The organism is Pantoea eucrina, assembly GCF_002095385.1.
Taxonomy (GTDB): Bacteria; Pseudomonadota; Gammaproteobacteria; order Enterobacterales; family Enterobacteriaceae; genus Pantoea; species Pantoea eucrina.
Genome location: NZ_MIPP01000002.1, coordinates 78,194 through 95,909, shown reverse-complemented (window position 1 = coordinate 95,909; position 17,716 = coordinate 78,194). Strand labels below are relative to the sequence as shown.

General features: G+C 52.0%; 15 protein-coding genes and 4 pseudogenes. 8 read left to right on the top strand and 11 right to left on the bottom strand.

The genetic code is table 11. The features are described from left to right. Positions 1 to 246: 246 nt before the first annotated feature. The 3 genes and pseudogenes from hchA to HA43_RS01780 form a co-directional block, all read right to left on the bottom strand. Positions 247 to 1,094 (bottom strand): annotated as a pseudogene (hchA, locus tag HA43_RS01790) (glyoxalase III HchA). A gap of 121 nt (positions 1,095 to 1,215) precedes the next feature. Continuing rightward, positions 1,216 to 1,476 carry a hypothetical protein gene (locus tag HA43_RS19095; protein WP_094110881.1) on the bottom strand — a complete coding sequence of 87 codons (261 nt, stop codon included), beginning with the start codon at positions 1,474 to 1,476 and terminating at the stop codon, positions 1,216 to 1,218. 78 nt (positions 1,477 to 1,554) lie between these two features. Beyond that, on the bottom strand, positions 1,555 to 2,232 hold the full coding sequence (locus tag HA43_RS01780; protein WP_094110802.1) for an SOS response-associated peptidase family protein: 678 nt from the start codon (positions 2,230 to 2,232) through the stop codon (positions 1,555 to 1,557). Positions 2,233 to 2,395: 163 nt separating this feature from the next. On the opposite strand from HA43_RS01780, the gene HA43_RS01775 reads away from it, so the two are divergent. Continuing rightward, a complete protein-coding gene (locus HA43_RS01775) occupies positions 2,396 to 2,884 on the top strand; it encodes a MarR family winged helix-turn-helix transcriptional regulator (protein WP_040113792.1) in 489 nt (162 codons plus the stop codon). Positions 2,885 to 3,205: 321 nt separating this feature from the next. On the opposite strand, the gene HA43_RS01765 is transcribed toward HA43_RS01775, so the two are convergent. Beyond that, positions 3,206 to 3,442, bottom strand: a complete 237-nt coding sequence (locus HA43_RS01765) for a hypothetical protein (protein ID WP_094110801.1) — start codon at positions 3,440 to 3,442, stop codon at positions 3,206 to 3,208. A 349-nt stretch (positions 3,443 to 3,791) separates the two neighbouring features. Between HA43_RS01765 and HA43_RS01760 the strand changes: the two genes are divergently transcribed. Continuing rightward, positions 3,792 to 4,037, top strand: a complete 246-nt coding sequence (locus HA43_RS01760) for a ParD-like family protein (protein ID WP_040113787.1) — start codon at positions 3,792 to 3,794, stop codon at positions 4,035 to 4,037. Beyond that, positions 4,034 to 4,816, top strand: a complete 783-nt coding sequence (map, locus tag HA43_RS01755; RefSeq protein WP_376752429.1) for a type I methionyl aminopeptidase — start codon at positions 4,034 to 4,036, stop codon at positions 4,814 to 4,816. The genes HA43_RS01760 and map overlap by 4 nt, the downstream gene beginning before the upstream one ends. Here map and HA43_RS01750 read toward each other — a convergent pair. Continuing rightward, positions 4,813 to 5,727 carry a LysR family transcriptional regulator gene (locus tag HA43_RS01750; protein ID WP_040113783.1) on the bottom strand — a complete coding sequence of 305 codons (915 nt, stop codon included), beginning with the start codon at positions 5,725 to 5,727 and terminating at the stop codon, positions 4,813 to 4,815. The genes map and HA43_RS01750 overlap by 4 nt on opposite strands. 133 nt (positions 5,728 to 5,860) lie before the next feature. Here HA43_RS01750 and hpxD point away from each other — a divergent pair. From hpxD to HA43_RS01730, 4 genes and pseudogenes are all read left to right on the top strand, one after another. Further along, positions 5,861 to 6,891, top strand: a pseudogene (gene hpxD, locus HA43_RS01745) (molybdenum cofactor-independent xanthine hydroxylase subunit HpxD). 9 nt (positions 6,892 to 6,900) lie between these two features. Then, positions 6,901 to 7,869, top strand: coding sequence for a PDR/VanB family oxidoreductase (locus HA43_RS01740; RefSeq protein WP_094110799.1), 969 nt, complete (start codon positions 6,901 to 6,903; stop codon positions 7,867 to 7,869). 435 nt (positions 7,870 to 8,304) lie between these two features. Continuing rightward, positions 8,305 to 8,508 (top strand): con-10 family general stress protein, encoded by a 204-nt coding sequence (locus HA43_RS01735; RefSeq protein WP_040113773.1) that lies wholly within the window; start codon positions 8,305 to 8,307, stop codon positions 8,506 to 8,508. A gap of 513 nt (positions 8,509 to 9,021) precedes the next feature. Next, entirely contained in the window at positions 9,022 to 9,288 is a 267-nt protein-coding gene (locus tag HA43_RS01730) for a DksA/TraR family C4-type zinc finger protein (protein ID WP_040113772.1), read from the top strand. 21 nt (positions 9,289 to 9,309) lie between these two features. Here HA43_RS01730 and HA43_RS01725 read toward each other — a convergent pair whose 3' ends face one another. Next, positions 9,310 to 10,365, bottom strand: a complete 1,056-nt coding sequence (locus tag HA43_RS01725) for a diguanylate cyclase (protein WP_071668122.1) — start codon at positions 10,363 to 10,365, stop codon at positions 9,310 to 9,312. A 342-nt stretch (positions 10,366 to 10,707) separates the two neighbouring features. After that, positions 10,708 to 11,757 carry an NAD(P)-dependent alcohol dehydrogenase gene (locus tag HA43_RS01720; RefSeq protein ID WP_040113766.1) on the bottom strand — a complete coding sequence of 350 codons (1,050 nt, stop codon included), beginning with the start codon at positions 11,755 to 11,757 and terminating at the stop codon, positions 10,708 to 10,710. Between the two features lie 108 nt (positions 11,758 to 11,865). Between HA43_RS01720 and HA43_RS01715 the strand changes: the two are divergent. Then, positions 11,866 to 12,266: pseudogene (locus HA43_RS01715) on the top strand (winged helix-turn-helix transcriptional regulator). A gap of 34 nt (positions 12,267 to 12,300) precedes the next feature. On the opposite strand, the gene HA43_RS01710 reads toward HA43_RS01715, so the two are convergent. From HA43_RS01710 to HA43_RS01695, 4 genes and pseudogenes are all read right to left on the bottom strand, one after another. Beyond that, complete coding sequence (locus HA43_RS01710) at positions 12,301 to 13,122, bottom strand: Cof-type HAD-IIB family hydrolase (protein WP_071668120.1); 822 nt, start codon at positions 13,120 to 13,122, stop codon at positions 12,301 to 12,303. Positions 13,123 to 13,364: 242 nt separating this feature from the next. Then, a complete protein-coding gene (locus tag HA43_RS01705; protein WP_071668119.1) occupies positions 13,365 to 14,471 on the bottom strand; it encodes an ABC transporter substrate-binding protein in 1,107 nt (368 codons plus the stop codon). 258 nt (positions 14,472 to 14,729) lie between these two features. Beyond that, positions 14,730 to 15,701 (bottom strand): ParB family protein, encoded by a 972-nt coding sequence (locus HA43_RS01700; protein ID WP_094110798.1) that lies wholly within the window; start codon positions 15,699 to 15,701, stop codon positions 14,730 to 14,732. Between the two features lie 7 nt (positions 15,702 to 15,708). Further along, a pseudogene (locus HA43_RS01695) lies at positions 15,709 to 16,907 on the bottom strand (AAA family ATPase). Between the last annotated feature and the right edge of the window lie 809 nt (positions 16,908 to 17,716).

Here is a 17,716-nt window from a genome sequence, read left to right as displayed (position 1 = left end):
AACATAAATCATTTAATAACAACAAGATAAAAATTAAATCAGGTATATCAAAAACACTCTGGCTCGTTATATATCGGAAAATCTTATATTATAATAAAGTGCTAAAGTTTTAGCTAACCTCGCCGATAAACAGCTTATTTTTTATAAGAAATAAAACAGAGAAATACGTTTACGATTTAAATTTTAATCAGGAAGAAATATCAGCCCTGACAAAGATGCCTGTCAGGGCCTGGGAAATCAGACGCCTTAACCGTAAGCTTTCAGCAACGTTTCTGCAGCAAGTTTGCCTAACGCATTTGCAGCATAAGGCTGTCGCCCGTTATAACATTGCGATCGCGATGTACCGTACCTTTGATATCTTCATTGATAATATGAAGACCCATTGCGCGCAGCTTCTCACCGAAGTACCAGGTAAGATGGCCTGGCATATAGCCTATGTCCGGCGTCTGCTTATCAATGGCATCAGGGAAAGCACAGATTTCATAGCCAGCCAGCGGATTGTCGGACCCGGCGAGTGAAAGAAACGCCGCCGGGCCGTGACAGAGTGAGATCAGATAGCGGTCGTTTTCCAGCGTCCAGCGAAGCAATGTCGCCACCTCTTTACTCTCCGGTAAGCCGATCAGCGCGCCATGCCCGCCCGGGATAAACACTGCCGCGTAGTCGCTATGAGGAGAGAGGGACGCTAACACATCTGCCAGCCTGAGCGGAGAGCGGAAGGCTGACTGGTAGCGCTGATAGAACTGTAATACCGCTTCATCCTGTCCGGGCATGGCCCAGTGTTCAAACTTTGCCATCTGACCAGAGAGCGTTGCAATATCGATACCGAAGCCCGCCTGATGCAGGTGATACATCGGCAGCAGCGTTTCCACCGGATGATTGCCGGTTGAAAACAGCGTATCGTTCTCCAGCGGCAGATAGCGTTCATCAGCACACAGGACCAGAATTTTTTTGCTTCCGTCGCCGGGCGCCGGATAGTCTGCGCCCTCCAGATCGGATAGAGGAGAGGTAAACCGATCGCGCGAGTAGTCGGAGGGGAAAAATGCGTCTGCCTCGGCACGATCGGCAACGGGGTTCCTGCTGAGTTCGTTCGTCATTTATGCTTCCTCTGTGAATAAATACAGAAAGAAGCGTAGGTGAAAAAACGGCCTGGCTCACTGAGCCAATTCTGAATGCCGCTGCGCCTGTTGCGCCGCAGAGAACATCGGTACGCACAACTTATTGCGTCACAGCGGCAGACACTTCCTCAACTAATACCAGCGGACACCGCCGCACGCGGCAGGCCTGAGAGTAAGCCAGCGCGCAGACTGCGCACAGGTCACGTACGTCAGATTCATACTCATACTCCATATAGTACCGGAAGCGACTGGTGTGAGTAGCAGTACGCCAGAAACGCTGCGGCTCCAGCAGTTCATCAAGTTGCCTGAAAGTCAGGGCTGACGGGTTATGATACCCGACTCTAACGCGATAAGTTGTCATGCTTCGATTATTGAATGGCATACCGCTGGCTGCAACCGGACACCGGTTTTCATTTCAATAGATAAAATGTATCAGCCACTACTTTTCCGGCACGATCTCTTCAATCAGCTCAGCATCCTGCTGACGTACGCTGCCTACCCGCGTGGTCACCGCATGCCAGCAGAATGCCTCTTCCGGCTCAGCAGCTTCATGAGCAATCTCCTGCGCGCGACGCGCAGAGGTGCTGCTGCTCAGCCATTCATGAACGCCTTCTGTGGTCAGAACCAGCGGGCGGCGATCGTGGATATCGACCATGCCTTTATTGCTGGCGGCGGTCACGATGACAAAGCCTTCATGCCCCTGAACGTGATTAAACGGCGCCTTACCGATGGCAGCAAAAAACAGCGGCGTTTTACGCTGGTGATAAATAAAGAACGGCTGTTTTCTCCCCTTCTCTTTTTTCCACTCAAACCAGCCATCAGCCGGCACTATCGCCCGGCCCTGTTCCCAGAGAGACTTAAACATCCGGCCGCTGGCCGCGGTTTCGCTGCGGGCATTAATCAAAGGCTGCTTATGCCACCACTCTGGTCCATATCCCCAGTAGACCGGATCCAGCTGCAGCGCCTCTTCGCGTTCGCTGAGCAGTAATACCCGGGTACCAGGCGCAACGTTGTAGCGCCCGATGGGCAACGGATCGTACTGGATTTCGTCCGGCGCAATACCCAGCGCCATAAAATAGTCATCTCTGCTGCTGTACTGCGCGAATCGTCCACACATATCGGCCTCCGGCTGTAAGCATAGGCCAGTTTGCCAGACCCGCGACGGCGACAGCGTTTGTGTCAGGTTACATTGACATCAATTTAATTTGATTCAATACTTGTGGCTGCCCGGACGCAGCGTGCGTTTTCCCTGCCGGCCAGCTCACTAAAATGGATTGTGAATGTGTACTGATATAAATGATCAAAGCGGTGAGCATGATGGTGCGCTTTCTGATGCACCGGTCACCGTCGACCAGTTTCTCTGTTTTGCGCTCTACTCTGCATCGCTGGCGATGACCAAGCTTTATCAGTCCAGACTAAAACCGCTTGGGCTAACCTATCCCCAGTATCTGGTTTTACTGGCGCTGTGGGAAAAAGATGAGGTGACAGTATCGGAGGTTGGCGCACGTGTGCGGCTGGACTCCGGCACGCTCAGCCAGCTACTGAAGAGACTTGAAGCGGCCGGTTTTATTTTGCGCAAACGTGATGCGGGAGGAGACGAACGCCGGGTACGCATTTTTCTGACGCATGAAGGGCTGCAGCTTAAAAGCAAAGCCGCCGGCGTGCCCGCCGATATGATATCGGTAATGGATACCCCCTATGAAGAGTTGCACGATCTTACCGTAAGAGTGGCAGCCCTGCGGGAGAAGCTGCATCGGGCACTGCCCTGAGCGCAAATAAGAAGCACTCTGCTCAGGAATTGATCTGTGCAGGGTATGTAGTGGCAGCCATGAATATCAGAAATCAGGCAGAGGGATAAAGCGTGAAACTCAGCGTTTTGGATAACAACAGTGCTATTCATGCCGTCATCGGGCGCGCCGTTTCGTTTTTACGTAAATCAGGGCAGCCTTTGAGTACGGATAACATTCTGACGCGTCTGCGCCAGCAGGAAAAAGAGGCGCTGGATGGGATGAAAGAGATCTACGCGAGCGCGGCGCGCGCCCTGACAGCCAGAAAGCAATAAGTCATGACGGAGCGGTACGCCTCAACGTTTAGTGCAAAGTCTGTTCATTTGATGCCACGTTGATCGCCGGGTGCTCTGCTCCCTGAATTTCCCGGATGGCCAAAAACAGTGAACGGGTTTTTGCGGCGCTCTTCTCTGCTGCCAGCATCTCCTGCAATTTGCTGAGCAAAGCATCATAAGAGACGGGTAACTCCTCATTGAACAGAGCCATTACCGCCTCGCCTATTACTATGTCTACCCATTCACTATCATCTGCTTTGTTCATATTTGCGGTCGCCGGGTCAGTTTACATCTGGAGAAAGGGCTTTTCATACCGCTAAAAAGATACTACAAAATTTATGTCCATTCAGAAACAATCCGTCACTAACATCGGATCAGAGCCTTCCCTTCTCTCTAACCACATGAATAATAAAACGTTAAACCGATACTTGAAATTTTTTACTGCATGTCTGGGAGGCTCGCTTCAGGATAAAGAGTAAACAATTAACAGGCCTGATGTGCGTTTTACCACTGCCTTAACGGCTGCGGCTTTGTTGTATTCGCTGCAGGCACCTTGTTTCTTTCTTTATTGCGGGTAGTATATGCTTCATATATAAAACATATAAGGCACAGCGATGGGCATTGTGAAAATTTCCGATCTGATGCACGAAAATCTGCGTATCGCCAGCGGCGCATTGAGCCGTTCAGTCAACGCACAGGCGGAACACTGGATGAAAATGGGCATGCTGGCGGAACTCTATCCTGACAAAGATCATCAGGCGCTGGTCCGGCTGCTCATGCGCATAGAGCGCGACGGGGGCAGCGACCTGGCCGCACTCTTAAACCATCCTCTCTTTCTGACTCAGGAGAAAGCATCGTGAATATTACGCTCCATAATGCCGCTGAAATTGAACAGGCGCGCGCCGCGGGCCAGGCCGCTGCTGCCGTACTGGCGATGATTGGTCCTCATGTGAAGCCGGGTATCAGCACCGACGAACTGGATCGTCTCTGTCACGATTATATCGTTGATGTTTTAAACATCACGCCGGCAAATATCGGCTATCACGGCTATACCCGCACGGTCTGCACGTCAGTTAATCATGTAGTCTGCCACGGTATCCCCGGCCCGAAACGACTGAAAGAGGGCGATATCATTAATATTGATGTCGCGGTCATCAAAGAGGGCTGGTATGGCGATACCAGTCGTATGTACTTTGTGGGCCAGCCTTCAGTTCGTGCCAGACGACTGGTGGATATCACATACGATGCCATGGTAGCGGGTATCCACGTGGTTAAACCCGGCGCCACGCTGGGCGATATCGGTGCAGCCATCCAGCGGGTAGCTGAAGGCGCAGGGTTCTCGGTTGTGCGCGAGTATTGCGGTCATGGCACCGGACGGATCTATCATGATGAACCACAGGTGCTTCATTATGGTACGGCCGGTAAAGGCCTTGTGCTGGAACCCGGCATGATCTTTACTATTGAGCCCATGATCAACGCCGGGAAAGCGGCAACCAGCGTATTAAGTGATGGCTGGACGGTAGTGACCAAAGATCGTTCCCTCTCCGCGCAGTGGGAGCATACCGTTGCGGTTACGGATAACGGCTTTGATCTTCTCACACCCTGGCCGGATGGCACCGGCGACTACTCTCCGGTTTAGCGCTGAGTGACACTCATCGCGTCGATCACCTCTGTCATCTGCTGAATCAGCATCTGCGCCGCGCGCGAAAGCTGTCGCGACGGTGCGGTGCATAAGGCCAGCGTCAGGGGGCGCATAACGCTGTGCCGGAGCGGTACGAAGCTTAACTCACCCTGTTCAACCTCAGTCATGACATCCAGCAGGCTCAGCACACAGATACCGCTGTTCTGCGCCACCAGCGTATGGATAAGCCGTATATCATTACAGCCGATTACATTTTCAGGCTGGAATCCCTGCCGGTGATAGAGCGCAGCGACACGCTCATGAACAACCAGTGAGTCGCCCGGCAGAATATGCCGCTCGTGACTCAGTTCACTGAGCGAGACAGCGTCACGGGTGCTGAGCGGATGCCGGTTGTTCATCACCACGCCCATTTCCAGTTCGGCAAAAGCCAGTACATTAAGGCCGCTCTGCCCATCCGGGTCGAGGATCAGACCAAAATCGATTTCAGATTGCCGGATAAGCTGGCTGATGCGCTGGCTGTTATCAACGGTAAGCGTCAGATTCAGCCAGAGGTGTGTCTGCGCCATTGCCGCTATCCGTTCAGCTATCCGGCCCCGGGTCAGAGACTGCACCATTCCCAGAGTGACATTGCCGCGTTTTAGCCCCTGTATCTCATCAAACCGCTGACGCGTAACGCGAAATTCGCGCTGCCAGCGCGTGAGATCGCTGTAGAGCAACTCTCCGGCAGTGGTCATACGCAGACCCTCAGGCAGACGCTCAAACAGCGGCGTGTTAAAGGCGGCCTCTGCCTGCAAAATTTGCCGGTTGATCGCAGAGGCCGACACGTGCAGCTTTTCTGCCGCTTTGCGCAGGCTGCCGCTGCGGGCGACTTCGGTAAAATAGAGAGCGAAGCGGGAGAATGGGCTCATCGTGCACCTGTACACTTTTTTGCAACAGCAGGCTGTAATCTTAGCGATGGATCGTAACACAGAAGCGTAATAACAATGTCCTGACAAACATTATGTTTATCACGCTGTGTGAACTGATTATCAGGAGATAACTATGTCCGGTCCGACACCGCCCGCCCACTGCACTTTTGATCCCGAAGACTGGCTGCGCCTTGCGCGCCACTGGCATCCTGTTGCGCGCAGCGGCGATATCAGCAGCGCGCCGGTGAAGGCGACTCTGCTGGATGAACAGCTGGTGCTGTATCGGATTAAGGGGGACGTTGTGGCCGCACGTGATATCTGTCCACATCGTGGCGTACCGCTGACGCTGGGTTTCCATGATGATGAGGGCATTATCTGTCCCTATCACGGCCTGCGTTTTGGGGAAAATGGCCGGTGTAACCGTATTCCATCGAGTCCGGACCAGCCGGTGCCTGCCAAACTGCATCTTACCTCTTATGCCGTGACGGAACGTTTTGGACTGATCTGGGTTTGTCTGGCGCCCGACAGTGAACAGCCGGCAAAACTGCCGACGATGCCGCACTGGGATGACAGCGGGTTTCAGCAAATCAACTGCCCTGGGTTTGATGTCGCAGGCTTTGCCGGCCGCCAGGTAGAGGGCTTTCTGGACGTCGCGCATTTTGCCTGGGTGCATACGGACACCTTTGCCGATGCGGCTAACCAGCTGGTGCCGGCATATAACCCGGTTGAAACCGACTACGGCTTTAGCGTGGACTACTGGAGTACCGTCAGTAATTTTGCTGCCGGCAGCCCGCAGCAGGCGCCCGACGGCTTTGAGTGGCTGCGACGTTTTGAGATGCATCTGCCCTTTACAGCCACGCTGACCATTTTCTTCCCTGGCGACGCCGCCTGACAATCATGAATGCGGCCTCTCCGGTTTCAGCCCGCCAGACGCGCATGTTTGCGCCTATCGCACGCAACTTTGATCTGCACATTCCTCCGGAAGAGGTGCACGCCTTTAACCTGCGCGTTTTTGAGGAGGATCGGCTGATGGTGGAGACCCAGCGCCCTGAACGTCTGCCGCTGGATCTTACGCTGGAGGCGCATATTCCGGCCGATCGCAGTTCAGTGGCCTACCGGCGCGGGCTAAAACGTATGGGATTTGGTGAATTTTTTCTGGTGTGAGGGGCGGCAATGAACGAACTGATTAATGTGGTGACAGACGGCATCTGGCGTCAGGGCCGCCGTAACCTGAGCGTCAGGCTGATGACGACAGACGGGCAATTGCTGCCCGCATGGCAGGCAGGTGCGCACATTGATGTGCATCTGCAGCCGGGAATGATCCGGCAATATTCACTGACCGGAGCGGAAAACAGACGTGACTGCTATGAAATTTGCGTGGCGCTTGAGGCTGAGTCGCGCGGTGGGTCGCGCTACATACATGAAACGCTGCGCCCGGGCATGCAGCTTGCTATTTCTCCGCCACGTAATCTTTTTCCGCTGGTCGCTGCCAGGAAGGTTATCCTGCTGGCCGCAGGCATCGGCATTACTCCGCTTTCTGTGATGGCACAGGCGCTGGAGGCAGCAGGCCAGGCGTTTGAACTGCACTATTATCTCAGAGAGCGGGGCGATGAGGCGTTTGCAGCACTCCTGAACCAGAATTTTGCGCACGGCGTTTGTCACATCTGGTACAGCAGTGAGGGTGTCAGCGCCCGCACTCATCAGCCTGAGAGTATCGCTCGCTATCAGCCCGGCGCACATATCTATCTCTGTGGTCCGCTGCCTTTTATGTCCCATCTGCAGCTTCAGGCTGAAACCTGCGGCTGGCCTCCTGAGGTGATTCATACAGAGGCATTTAAAGCGGCTGCACCGCAGCAGGTAACTGAGCAAGGCGCAGCGTTCACTATAACCCTGGCGCGATCGGGCAGAAGCTGGCTGGTTCCGCCGGACCGTTCCATTGCAGCAGTGCTGACTGAACAGGGTGTGGAGGTTGCGCTGTCATGTGAAATGGGTATGTGCGGGGCCTGTCTGACACCTGTTACTGAAGGCCAGCCGGACCATCGCGATACGGTTCAGTCTGACAAAGAAAAAGCGGCGCCCTCCCAGTGTATTGCACTCTGCTGCTCCCGCAGCCATACCGTCAGCCTGACAATCGATCTCTGAACAGCAGGCTGCTGACCCGGCCAGCAGCCTGGCCTCCCCTGCCCCGATAAACACGCCTGTTATCATCTATCATTTTCTGTCTATTTTTAGTCCCGGCTTATGTTCCGATCCTCAATACTCTGTCACGAAAAAAATAAACGAAGCGCAAATGAATACCTGCACCCTTTTATTGCATGACGTAATGCTGTGCCCGGCTAATTGTCACAACTTTTCATTAAACCTTTTCAGGACGCAAAGAACGCTTTCCTTTATCAAAGTAAAATGCTAACTATTCACCTGCGTAAGATTAAGATAACAGAATCGCTTAAGATCGATTCTTACTTAAACAAACGACCCGTCGTAAATTAAAAAGTCAGGATAAATTCTGTCTTGAACATGGTAAAAACAGCGCTACATTTATTTTTGCCACAAGTCAGCATGAACAGAGAGGAAAAAATGCAGGATTCCAGCAATAACCCGGAAGAAGCTGAAAAAACCAAACCACGCCGCGGTGGTGCAGGTAACTTTGCTGCTAACAAAGAACGTGCTGCCGAGGCAGGCCGCAAGGGCGGCCAGGTCAGCGGTGGCAACTTCAGAAACGATCCTGAACGGGCTATTGAAGCGGGCAGAAAAGGAGGGAAGATCAGCCGTCGTAAGTAAACTTATACAGAGCCCGATATCTCTGCACTTCATTTAATTCTGAAAATGACACTCTCCTGACATCGTTTACGCTTCGCTTACGCGAAAGAATTGACCTGTCAGGAGAGTTATTTTTTCATTCGGAGAAGAATTTTCGATTAAAACTTGATCGATAACCTTTTTTACCGCTTCGCTTTATTAACAAAAAAACGTTCTATATTTTCTGACTGACTTACAAATGGCATTTTTATTAACCAGCAACATGAATGGATATATTTGTACAACGCACAACCCTTTGTACACTTTTATTAAAAATATAAACCCATACTACAACGCATTTTAAATAACAAACAACCTAACTCTATATTTAATAAAGAAAAATTGCATTAATGATGCATCTTATCGTTGCCTGCGCAAATGCCGGGTATTTCGTTTGAGGAGGCAGCAATGAGGGATGACTGCAACCGCACGCAAAGTGCGACGCGTGCATCACCGCTGACTATAGTTAATATTCAGCAACGATAAGGGGGCTTTATGGCAGGTGGCTGGTCGGAAGATGGCGCAGTCCAGAAACAGATTGATGCGACGGTTGATGATGCTATCGCCCGGGCGCGAAGTCATCTTAAGCAGGGTGACAGTGCACGCTTCTGTGATGAGTGTGGAGAACCGATACCCGAAGCACGTCGCGCGGCACTGCCCGGCGTACGCTACTGTATCCAGTGTCAGTCTGAACTGGATAAGAAAGAAGCCAGCAGTAGCGGTTATAATCGCCGGGGCAGTAAAGACAGCCAGCTGCGTTAGCCTGGCGCAGACTTGTGTTACTCAGCTCCAGAGCAGAACGTCGTTACGCCCTGCCCGCTTTACCTGATAGAGGGCCTCATCCGCATGGCGCAGCCAGTCGCGCAGAGAATCAGCGCTGCTTGCAGGAGCGATACCGATGCTAACCGTGCAGTGAAAATCAGGAGCGGCAGGCAAAGCAACCTGCGCTATTTTTTCACGCAGTCGCCTAGCGAGAGCAACCACGGTTTCATCACTGGCATGGTGAACAATAACGCTTAGCTCATCACCTCCCAGACGCGCGGGTATATCCTGAATACCGACATAGTTGCGCAGCAGAGCGGAAATTTCTGCCAGCAGAAAGTCTCCGGCTTCATGCCCCCAGGTGTCATTGACGGCCTTGAAATGGTCCAGATCCAGCAGCAGCAGATAGCCGTTACTGTCGCCACGCCGCGTACTTAAAAACTCACTCTCCAGCCGTCGTTCAAATAGCCGTCGGTTAGGGATCTGCAGGCCCGGATCCATCAGAGCTACGCGCTCCAGTTCGCGATTACGCTTGCGCAGCTGCCAGGTCAGATTATAAGAAGCGATACTCAGCGCCAGCATGTAACAGCTGGCGAGCGGCAGCGTCAGCCACACCGTCTGCGTCGTGAAGGCACTCTCTATCCGTGCACCATCGAGTATCCACACCGACAGGAAAGCCACTATAAACGCTTTAATAGCGGAGATGAGAAGCGTACTGCCTCCCGCCGCATAGCGATCTGAGGCCAGTACGGCCATGATAATCACCGAGGGCACCGGAGTGAGCGACATCAGCGCCACCCATATCCCGCCAAAAGCGGCATCGAGCGTAAGGTTGTTACGTTCAGCGCTGGTCGGATCTTCAGCGCGCAGTGCACGCTGGCAGGCAAGCCACGGCCAGGCAAAGGCATTAATGAACAGTAAAGCGCTGTAGAACAGCTCGCGCTGCGTATCGAGCAGCACAGAAAGAATAGGAAAGAAACAGAGTACAGTACCGAGCTGACGCATAAAAAACATGCGCCGGACGAAACGTCTCGATCGTTTTTTCAGATGATCATCATCAGGGGTGTAATAGTTCATTCTAAGATAAATCTGATCAACAGGAACCGCAGTTTATCGGGAAAAAGGCGCAGACAGCGAATTATTTTGACGCTTCCCCCTTATCGATTGAAGTTACCGTGCTTATGTAATTACGCTGGCGCACAACGGCTGTTTTTACCATCATCCTTTCATTAATAAAATAATTATACTTATCAAACAGATAAGCTGGATAAATCTGACAGCCTGAAATAAATGCTGCACTATTCAGACTGCCAGTAAAGCCCGGCTTAAGAGATTATTTTTTCAGATTACATCGTTTAACATGTCACCTGAAGAGCCTCTGTTGGCGATTTCAGGCTGAAATCGCTGTTAATCATAGACTTACCATTGAGTCGCTTGCATATCGATGACAAAGCGATAGTGCACATCGCCGCGTAGCATACGCTCAAATGCCTGTTCTATCTCATCCCCGGTAATAGTCTCGATATCCGCCACAATATTATGCTGGCCGCAGAAATCGAGCATCTCCTGCGTTTCCTGTACGCTACCGATTGAAGAGCCAGTGATGCTCAGCCTGCGGAAAACCATTGGGGTGATATCCGGCGAAATATGTGGCCGATCCGGAATACCTACCAGCACCATACGTCCATTGGTTTTCAGCGTGGCAAGATAGGGATTAAGGTCGTGCGGAGCTGCCACGCAATTGATGATGATATCCAGCGAAGTCTGGCAGGCTGCCATCTCCTCCTCATTGCGAGATACCACTACCCGACTGGCCCCCAGGCGCAGTGCATCGTCGCGCTTGGCGGCAGAAGTGGTAAACAGAGTGACGTCTGCCCCCATTGCGCTGGCCAGCTTAACCGCCATGTGTCCAAGTCCGCCCAGTCCAACCACGCCCACACGGTCGCCTGCTTTAACATTGAAATGGCGTAATGGCGACCAGACCGTAACCCCGGCGCAGAGAAGCGGTGCTACCCCGGCTGGTGGCAGATTTTGCGGAACGGCGACCACGAAGTGCTCATCGACAATTACGCTCTCAGCGTATCCTCCCCAGGTGGTGCCGCCGGTGTACTTGTCGGTCCCGTTATAGGTCGCGGTAAAACCCGCTTCACAATATTGCTCTTCATGCTGCTGACAGAAATGGCAGGTCCGGCAGGAATCCACCATTACGCCAACGCCAACCAGATCGCCTGGCCTGAATTTGCTGACTTCACTGCCCGCCTCCGTTACCCGGCCAACAATCTCATGTCCCGGTACCAGCGGATAGCGGCTGACGCCCCATTCATTACGCGCCATGTGCAGATCAGAATGGCAGACGCCGCAATAGAGGATCTCAATTTTGACATCCTGTTTTTGCAGCGGGCGCAGAGCGACGCTATCGGACGTCAGGGGTGCGGTTGCATTATGTGCAACCAGTGCATTGATTTTCATTGTGCCTCCGGCAAAGATGGCTTAATAAGCTGAGAGGCGGCAGACTATAGTGAATGCGAAAAAGAATTAACAGTAGGCACCAAACGGTGACCTTATAAGGAGTCAGGCATGCCAGCCTGGGAAGAGGGTAAACTGGTCTTTTACGCGGATTCACCTCCGCGCAGACTGCTGGAGCTGTTCTCTGTCAAATGGAGCACGATGGTGCTGCATGCGCTTTATCACTGGCCAGATCACTGTGCCAGAACCGGCGAGCTGCAGCGCAGCCTGCAGGGCATATCAAAAAAATGCTGTTTCAGACGCTAAAAGCGCTGGAACAGCGCGGCCTGGTTGAACGGCGGGAATATGACGTTACGCCCGCTAAAGTCGACTACCGGCTCACCCCGCTGGGAATGACATTTGCCCGACCGGTGGAGGAGATGTATACGTGGGGGCTTAAGAACCAGGCCGCGCTGGATAGTATGGAGGCTAATCTGCACGCTGCCCGGCTTAAAGCTGAGTCAGAGGAGTAACAGAGCCGCCGCGGGCGGCTCTGTCAGGTCAGACTTAGTTAAACGGCGTTTCCCGGGCCAGCAGGCGCGCAATGACGTTGAGTGCGCCCTCTTCGTTATTATTCTGCGTACGATAGCGGGCGACTGCCGCAACCGACGGGGCAGCGTTATCCATGGCAAAGCTGTAGCAAGCCTGTCGCAACATCTCGATATCATTTGCGCTGTCGCCAATCGCCAGCACCTCACAATCATCAATGCCCCATTTTTGCTGCAGCATGGCAATGCCGTGCGCTTTATGACAGCCAGGAATAATCAGGTCAATAAAGCCGAATCCGCTGGAGACCGGATGCATGATGTTCTCAATTGCGCTCAGCTCATGATGCAACCGCGACATCAGCGCCTCAACGCCTTCGTGCTCCAGATTTAATGAGAATTTAAAAATGGTGTCGTCAATGCTGCTCAAATCGTCGCGCTTTTCCAGCCGGCGATAGTGATTGCTGAGTTTATTCACTACATGTTCAGGCATAGAGGTGTGCACATAGGCGCTGTTACGACCGCAGACTACGACGCTGATATCAGGCTCTTTCGCCAGGATAGTCAGGATCTGCTCTACCCGCTCAGGCGCCAGCTCTCCGCAAAACAGTTCCTCATTGCAGTCTGAGACCCAGGCGCCGTTTTCAGCAACAAACGCGATCTCATCCTTGATATCAGGAAAATAGTGTTGCAGCTGATAATACTGATTGCCGCTGGCAACAACAAAGCGGATCCCTTTCTCTTTGAGCAGTGCGTACTGGCGGGCAAAACGCTGCTGATTATAGTGCTTGTTATCATCAAGGAAGGTGCCATCCATATCTACTGCAATCATCTTAACTGCCATTACTCTCTCCCATATAGAATCTGCCGTCAGCCCGTCCGGCCTGTTATAGAGTATAAGCTTACTCGCGACGTGGATTAATGAGAATGTTAATAGTGACGATGTTCACTGCTTTCAGAGATTTCTCGCTGGCAGACGCGGAGCATCTGTATGGTTTACTGATTACAGTGAATAAGATGAGTTGCACAGCGGAAGATGCCAGGCAAAGAAGGCTGCCGGCGGCGCATTAAGGCCGCCCGGCTCAATCAGTTATTGTCAGGATAGCTCAGGGTAATAGCGTCATCTGGCAGATGCGTGAAGGTTTTAACCAGCTGGTGATAATCGGCAACCGGATTCAGCGCGGCAAACTGCTGCGGATAGAGATCTTTCGCCAGGATCTCCATGCCGATGATATTCCACGGATGGTTGTAGAAATGGTGATAGATACCATAGGCCCGGTTCTGCTTCACCGGCTCAATCTGTGCCACGCCGGTACGGCGCGTCAGGGTCTGGAAGGTTGCAGTGACCTCCTGAGGCTTAACCCCATAGCCAAACGGTAACACGTTGCTGTTAGGCCGTTTAGAACCGGTCATGATATAGACATCAGGCTTCATCGCGATGATTTTTTCCAGCGAAACAAAACCTGAGTTGCCCGGTAAAAGTGCAGAACCGATATTTTTGCCTCCTACCGCTTCGACCAGTCCGCCCCAGCCGTTATGACTGTGCGTAAAACAGCAGTTATCGCTGTTGCCGGCAATAGGCTCGATAAACACCGTGGGTTTCTTTTCAATGCCGCTGACTTTATTCGTAATAGCGGACATTTTTTGCTGATAGAAAGTTGTATAGTCCCGGGCCTGCTCTTCGCGGTTAAGGATCTGCCCAAGCAGAGAAACACTTTTAGCTGTGTTCTGCGCCGGGTGCAGTTCATAGTCTACAAACACAACCGGGATGTGCAGATTTTCAAGCGTCCTGACCACACCAGACTGGATCAACGCCGGTTTTGCACGTAACTGTGCAATCATCACATCCGGCTGCTGCGCCAGCACGCTTTCAAGGTTGACCTGACCCTGATCGTTGAATCCCATATCAACAATTTTTTCCGCCTGCGGCCAGCGTGCTTTCAGCATTTCCCAGGTTTGCGTATCCTGTTTTTTAGGCAGATTATTCCAGGCTACAACGCGTTCAAAAGGATTATCACGATCGAGCAGAGCCAGCGTCAGTACATCACGCCCATCCTGTAAAATAATATGGCGAGGCTCTTTAGAAAACGTATGTTGCTGTCCATCCAGATCGGTGATGGTCAGTGGATAGGTGGTGGCTGACGCTGATAAAGCCACACCCAGGCTCAGCGCCACGCCGCAAATAACTTTCATTTGAACTCCGTTCGTTACTGAATAGTAATTATTATCATCTAATTTATCATAACTGGTAAAGCCGGAGCAGGGTCCGTGCGGGTGCGGTTGTAACGGAATGCGTCATCCTGCCGGATAAAGGCTCTCTTTTGTTACGTAAAACAGCCTGAAACAGTGGCGATTTCAGGCTGAAATTTTTAGCTCAAATCTATAACTGACAATCACTTAGGCGTGAAAAAGGGGTGGCGAAAGCAAATAAACCGCCCGCAGGCGGTATGGTTACTGCTCCAGATATTTAGCAAGCGTGCTGCTGATGACCTTATCCAGCTCATCCTGTAGCTCTTTAGGCTGGCGATTAAATTCATAACTGAAGGTGCGCCCTTTGGATTTTTTCCGGGCAAAGCGATCTTTGTCAGCAAAGTCCCAGAGCGACGTCGTCACGACTTTCTCTTTTCCCGGAGCCTCAAGCAGTGCGTTACTGCCATTGCGCACCAGACGCAAAATGGCATTCTTCACTTCATCTTCAGCCAGGCCATCTTCAGAGGCAATCTCATCAATATCCGCGCTGATAGTCTCTACCAGCGTGGTTATGCTCTGTTGCTTCTCCTGAAGCCTTTCACATGCCTGCAGCAGCAGCTTATAGTCCGGATAGGCGAGTTCAGCATGGTTAGGAAACAGCATGATCAGTTCAGCCGGCACACTCGCGGCCTGTAAGGCGCGTGTCACTTTCGCCTGTGACAGTCCCTGTTGCTCAGCAATCTCTTTTTGCGACAGGCCACTCTGCTTTAGAGCCAGCAGGCGCAGACCTACTTCACGCAAATTATGCTCACGCGCAGTCTGAATATCCTGAGCCAGGCGACGTGCCTCTTCGGCAGAGATATCCTCATCAGTCACCAGTATGCTCAGACCCGTTTTGCAGAGCAGCGCGGCAGCGCGACGGCGGGAGCCATCAAGTACTTCGATGCGCTCACCGCGCTTTACCCCGATGGCGGGAAAAAACTGCTGCAGTTTAATCGTACGAATGATGTCACGCAGCGATTCTGGCGTCAGGCCAGACTGGTCGCGACCGTTGGTCTCCTGCACGACAAAAGTCTTTGCTTCCACATCGCGGGCAGAGACGAGCTGAAGTGAGAACAGCGCGCGTTTGCCGGTATTCAGCACAAACGTTTGCGTATGTTCTGCAGCAGTGTGTTCATTTTGCAGAGGTGACTGGCTGAAAGTACGGCCAATAGTAATGCGTTTTGCGCTCATCTTAACCTCAGTTCAAGCGAATAAATTCAATACGGTCAAATACGGCTTTGGCAAAATCCTCTGCAGCCGATCGCGCGTTTTTCAGTGCCTCACTGCTGCCCACATAGGTAGAAGGGTTAGCTGAAATCACCGTATCAAACGACTCACCGCAGCGCTCAAATCCGTCAAGCCGCGGCAGCGCCGCGTCCAGCATATCGCCACCGAAAATCTCTTTAGCCAGGCTGTGGCACATCTTATGATCGGCTTTGTTGGAGAGTTTCGACATAAAGCCGATATTGCCCTGCAGCCGGCATTCAGCCCCTGAGGCTTCAATAATCTCTACCAGCTCAGGCAGTCGGGTAAGGTATTTGAGCGTTGAATGAAAATCGACCTGCGCAGGCGGAACGGGCGTCATCAGCAAATCAGAAGCAGCAATCGCATTTTTGAGAAACGCATCCAGATGCGGGCCGCTATCAATAAAAATGAAGTCGTAATCTTTTTTGAGCTTTGCCACAACGTTTTCATACAGCACAGCGTGCACGTTCTGCCCTGGCAGGTGTTCATGACAAAGCTCCTCCCAGCGTGAAGCGATAAACGCATCATCAATTGAAGCGGGCAGTACATCCACGCCCGGGATGATTGAGGGCACAATAAAGTCGCTTTTCAGCTCTTCGCCGCTGACATTCTGCAGCATCGCCTGGGCGGCAGTGGCTTCTACCAGACCCACTGAACGTTCATGATTCAGAAACATGGTGGCCGAAGATTGCGGATCCAGATCGATGACCAGAATACGTAAATCTTCAAACAGCAGATGCGGATGCGCCCGCAGCGCATGTGCCAGCGAGACGGTTGAGACCGTTTTGGAGACGCCACCTTTCAGATTGCCAACGAAGAGGGTATAGGCTTCCGCGTGCGATCGCGATATTTAGGTACGCCCCGGTGATGGTAGATATCGACAATGTTTTCAATCGACATCGCATATTTGGTGGAGCTGCCGGCAGCGCGTTTATCAAACACGTAGCCATTTTCTTCCATCTCATTGACCGCATAATCAACGCTGGCGCGCGTCAGTTTTGGCAGTTTAGCCAGCGCGGCTTTCGCATAGACCTGATAAAACGTATTTTCTTTGAGTTCTTCTTTTTGCGCCTGAATCTGCTCGGTGAGACTCATCAGCATTCTTTCTGAACGTTGAGCAACCTTCAGAATCTGCTTCTCATCATTAGCCATACCTGCTCCACACATGTAGGATTTATGACTTTATACTTAAATCCTGCACATAAGGCAATTACTTATCCTGTAAACCGGAATGCTTAATTATGCCTGCAGAATGTATTGCCCGCAGCATTCACTGTAATCAGTAGCCGCCAAACGTTCACTGTAATCAGCAAACGTAAAGTTGCAGGCGTTCAGATATAAGTCGGAAGTCCAAAGATTCACTGTAATCAGTAAATGAGGGCGCAGCGTTCACTGTAATCAGTAAAAGATTCACTGCAGGCTGCTGCAAACACGCTGTGTGAAGCAGGCTCTGGCCGGTATCTCTCTGCACGTTCACTGTAGTCAGTAGTCAGCTGTTAAAAACAGAGGAGACCCTCTTCGGCAGCATTCACTGTAGTCAGCATTCTCCGGCAAATTAGCCTCTCTCTGGCTGTAACGTTCACTGTAATCAGGAGAGCCACAGGGCGCGGTCATTTAGTATCACCGGCGCCTGGATCGTCTATACGCAGCACGTTCACTGTAATCAGTAGCGGATGCCCTCTCTCACTGCAGTAAAGCCTGGCCACATTCACTGTAGTCAGTAACGGCCCGTCTTATCGCTGGCAGCGTTCACTATAATCAGCAGACAGGTCCGCAGGTGGCCTGGGCAATAGAGCGGGCCGTAAAAGGTATTGCTTTCAGCTGTCGTAACGCTATCTGGCCCTCTGCTGATTACAGTGAACAGCAGCTGTGTACTCTATACAGTGGTCACAGCAGGGCAGGGCAGAGGGTTAGCAGGCGTTCACTGTAATCAGTAAAAAGAGCGGAATTAAGCTATCTGA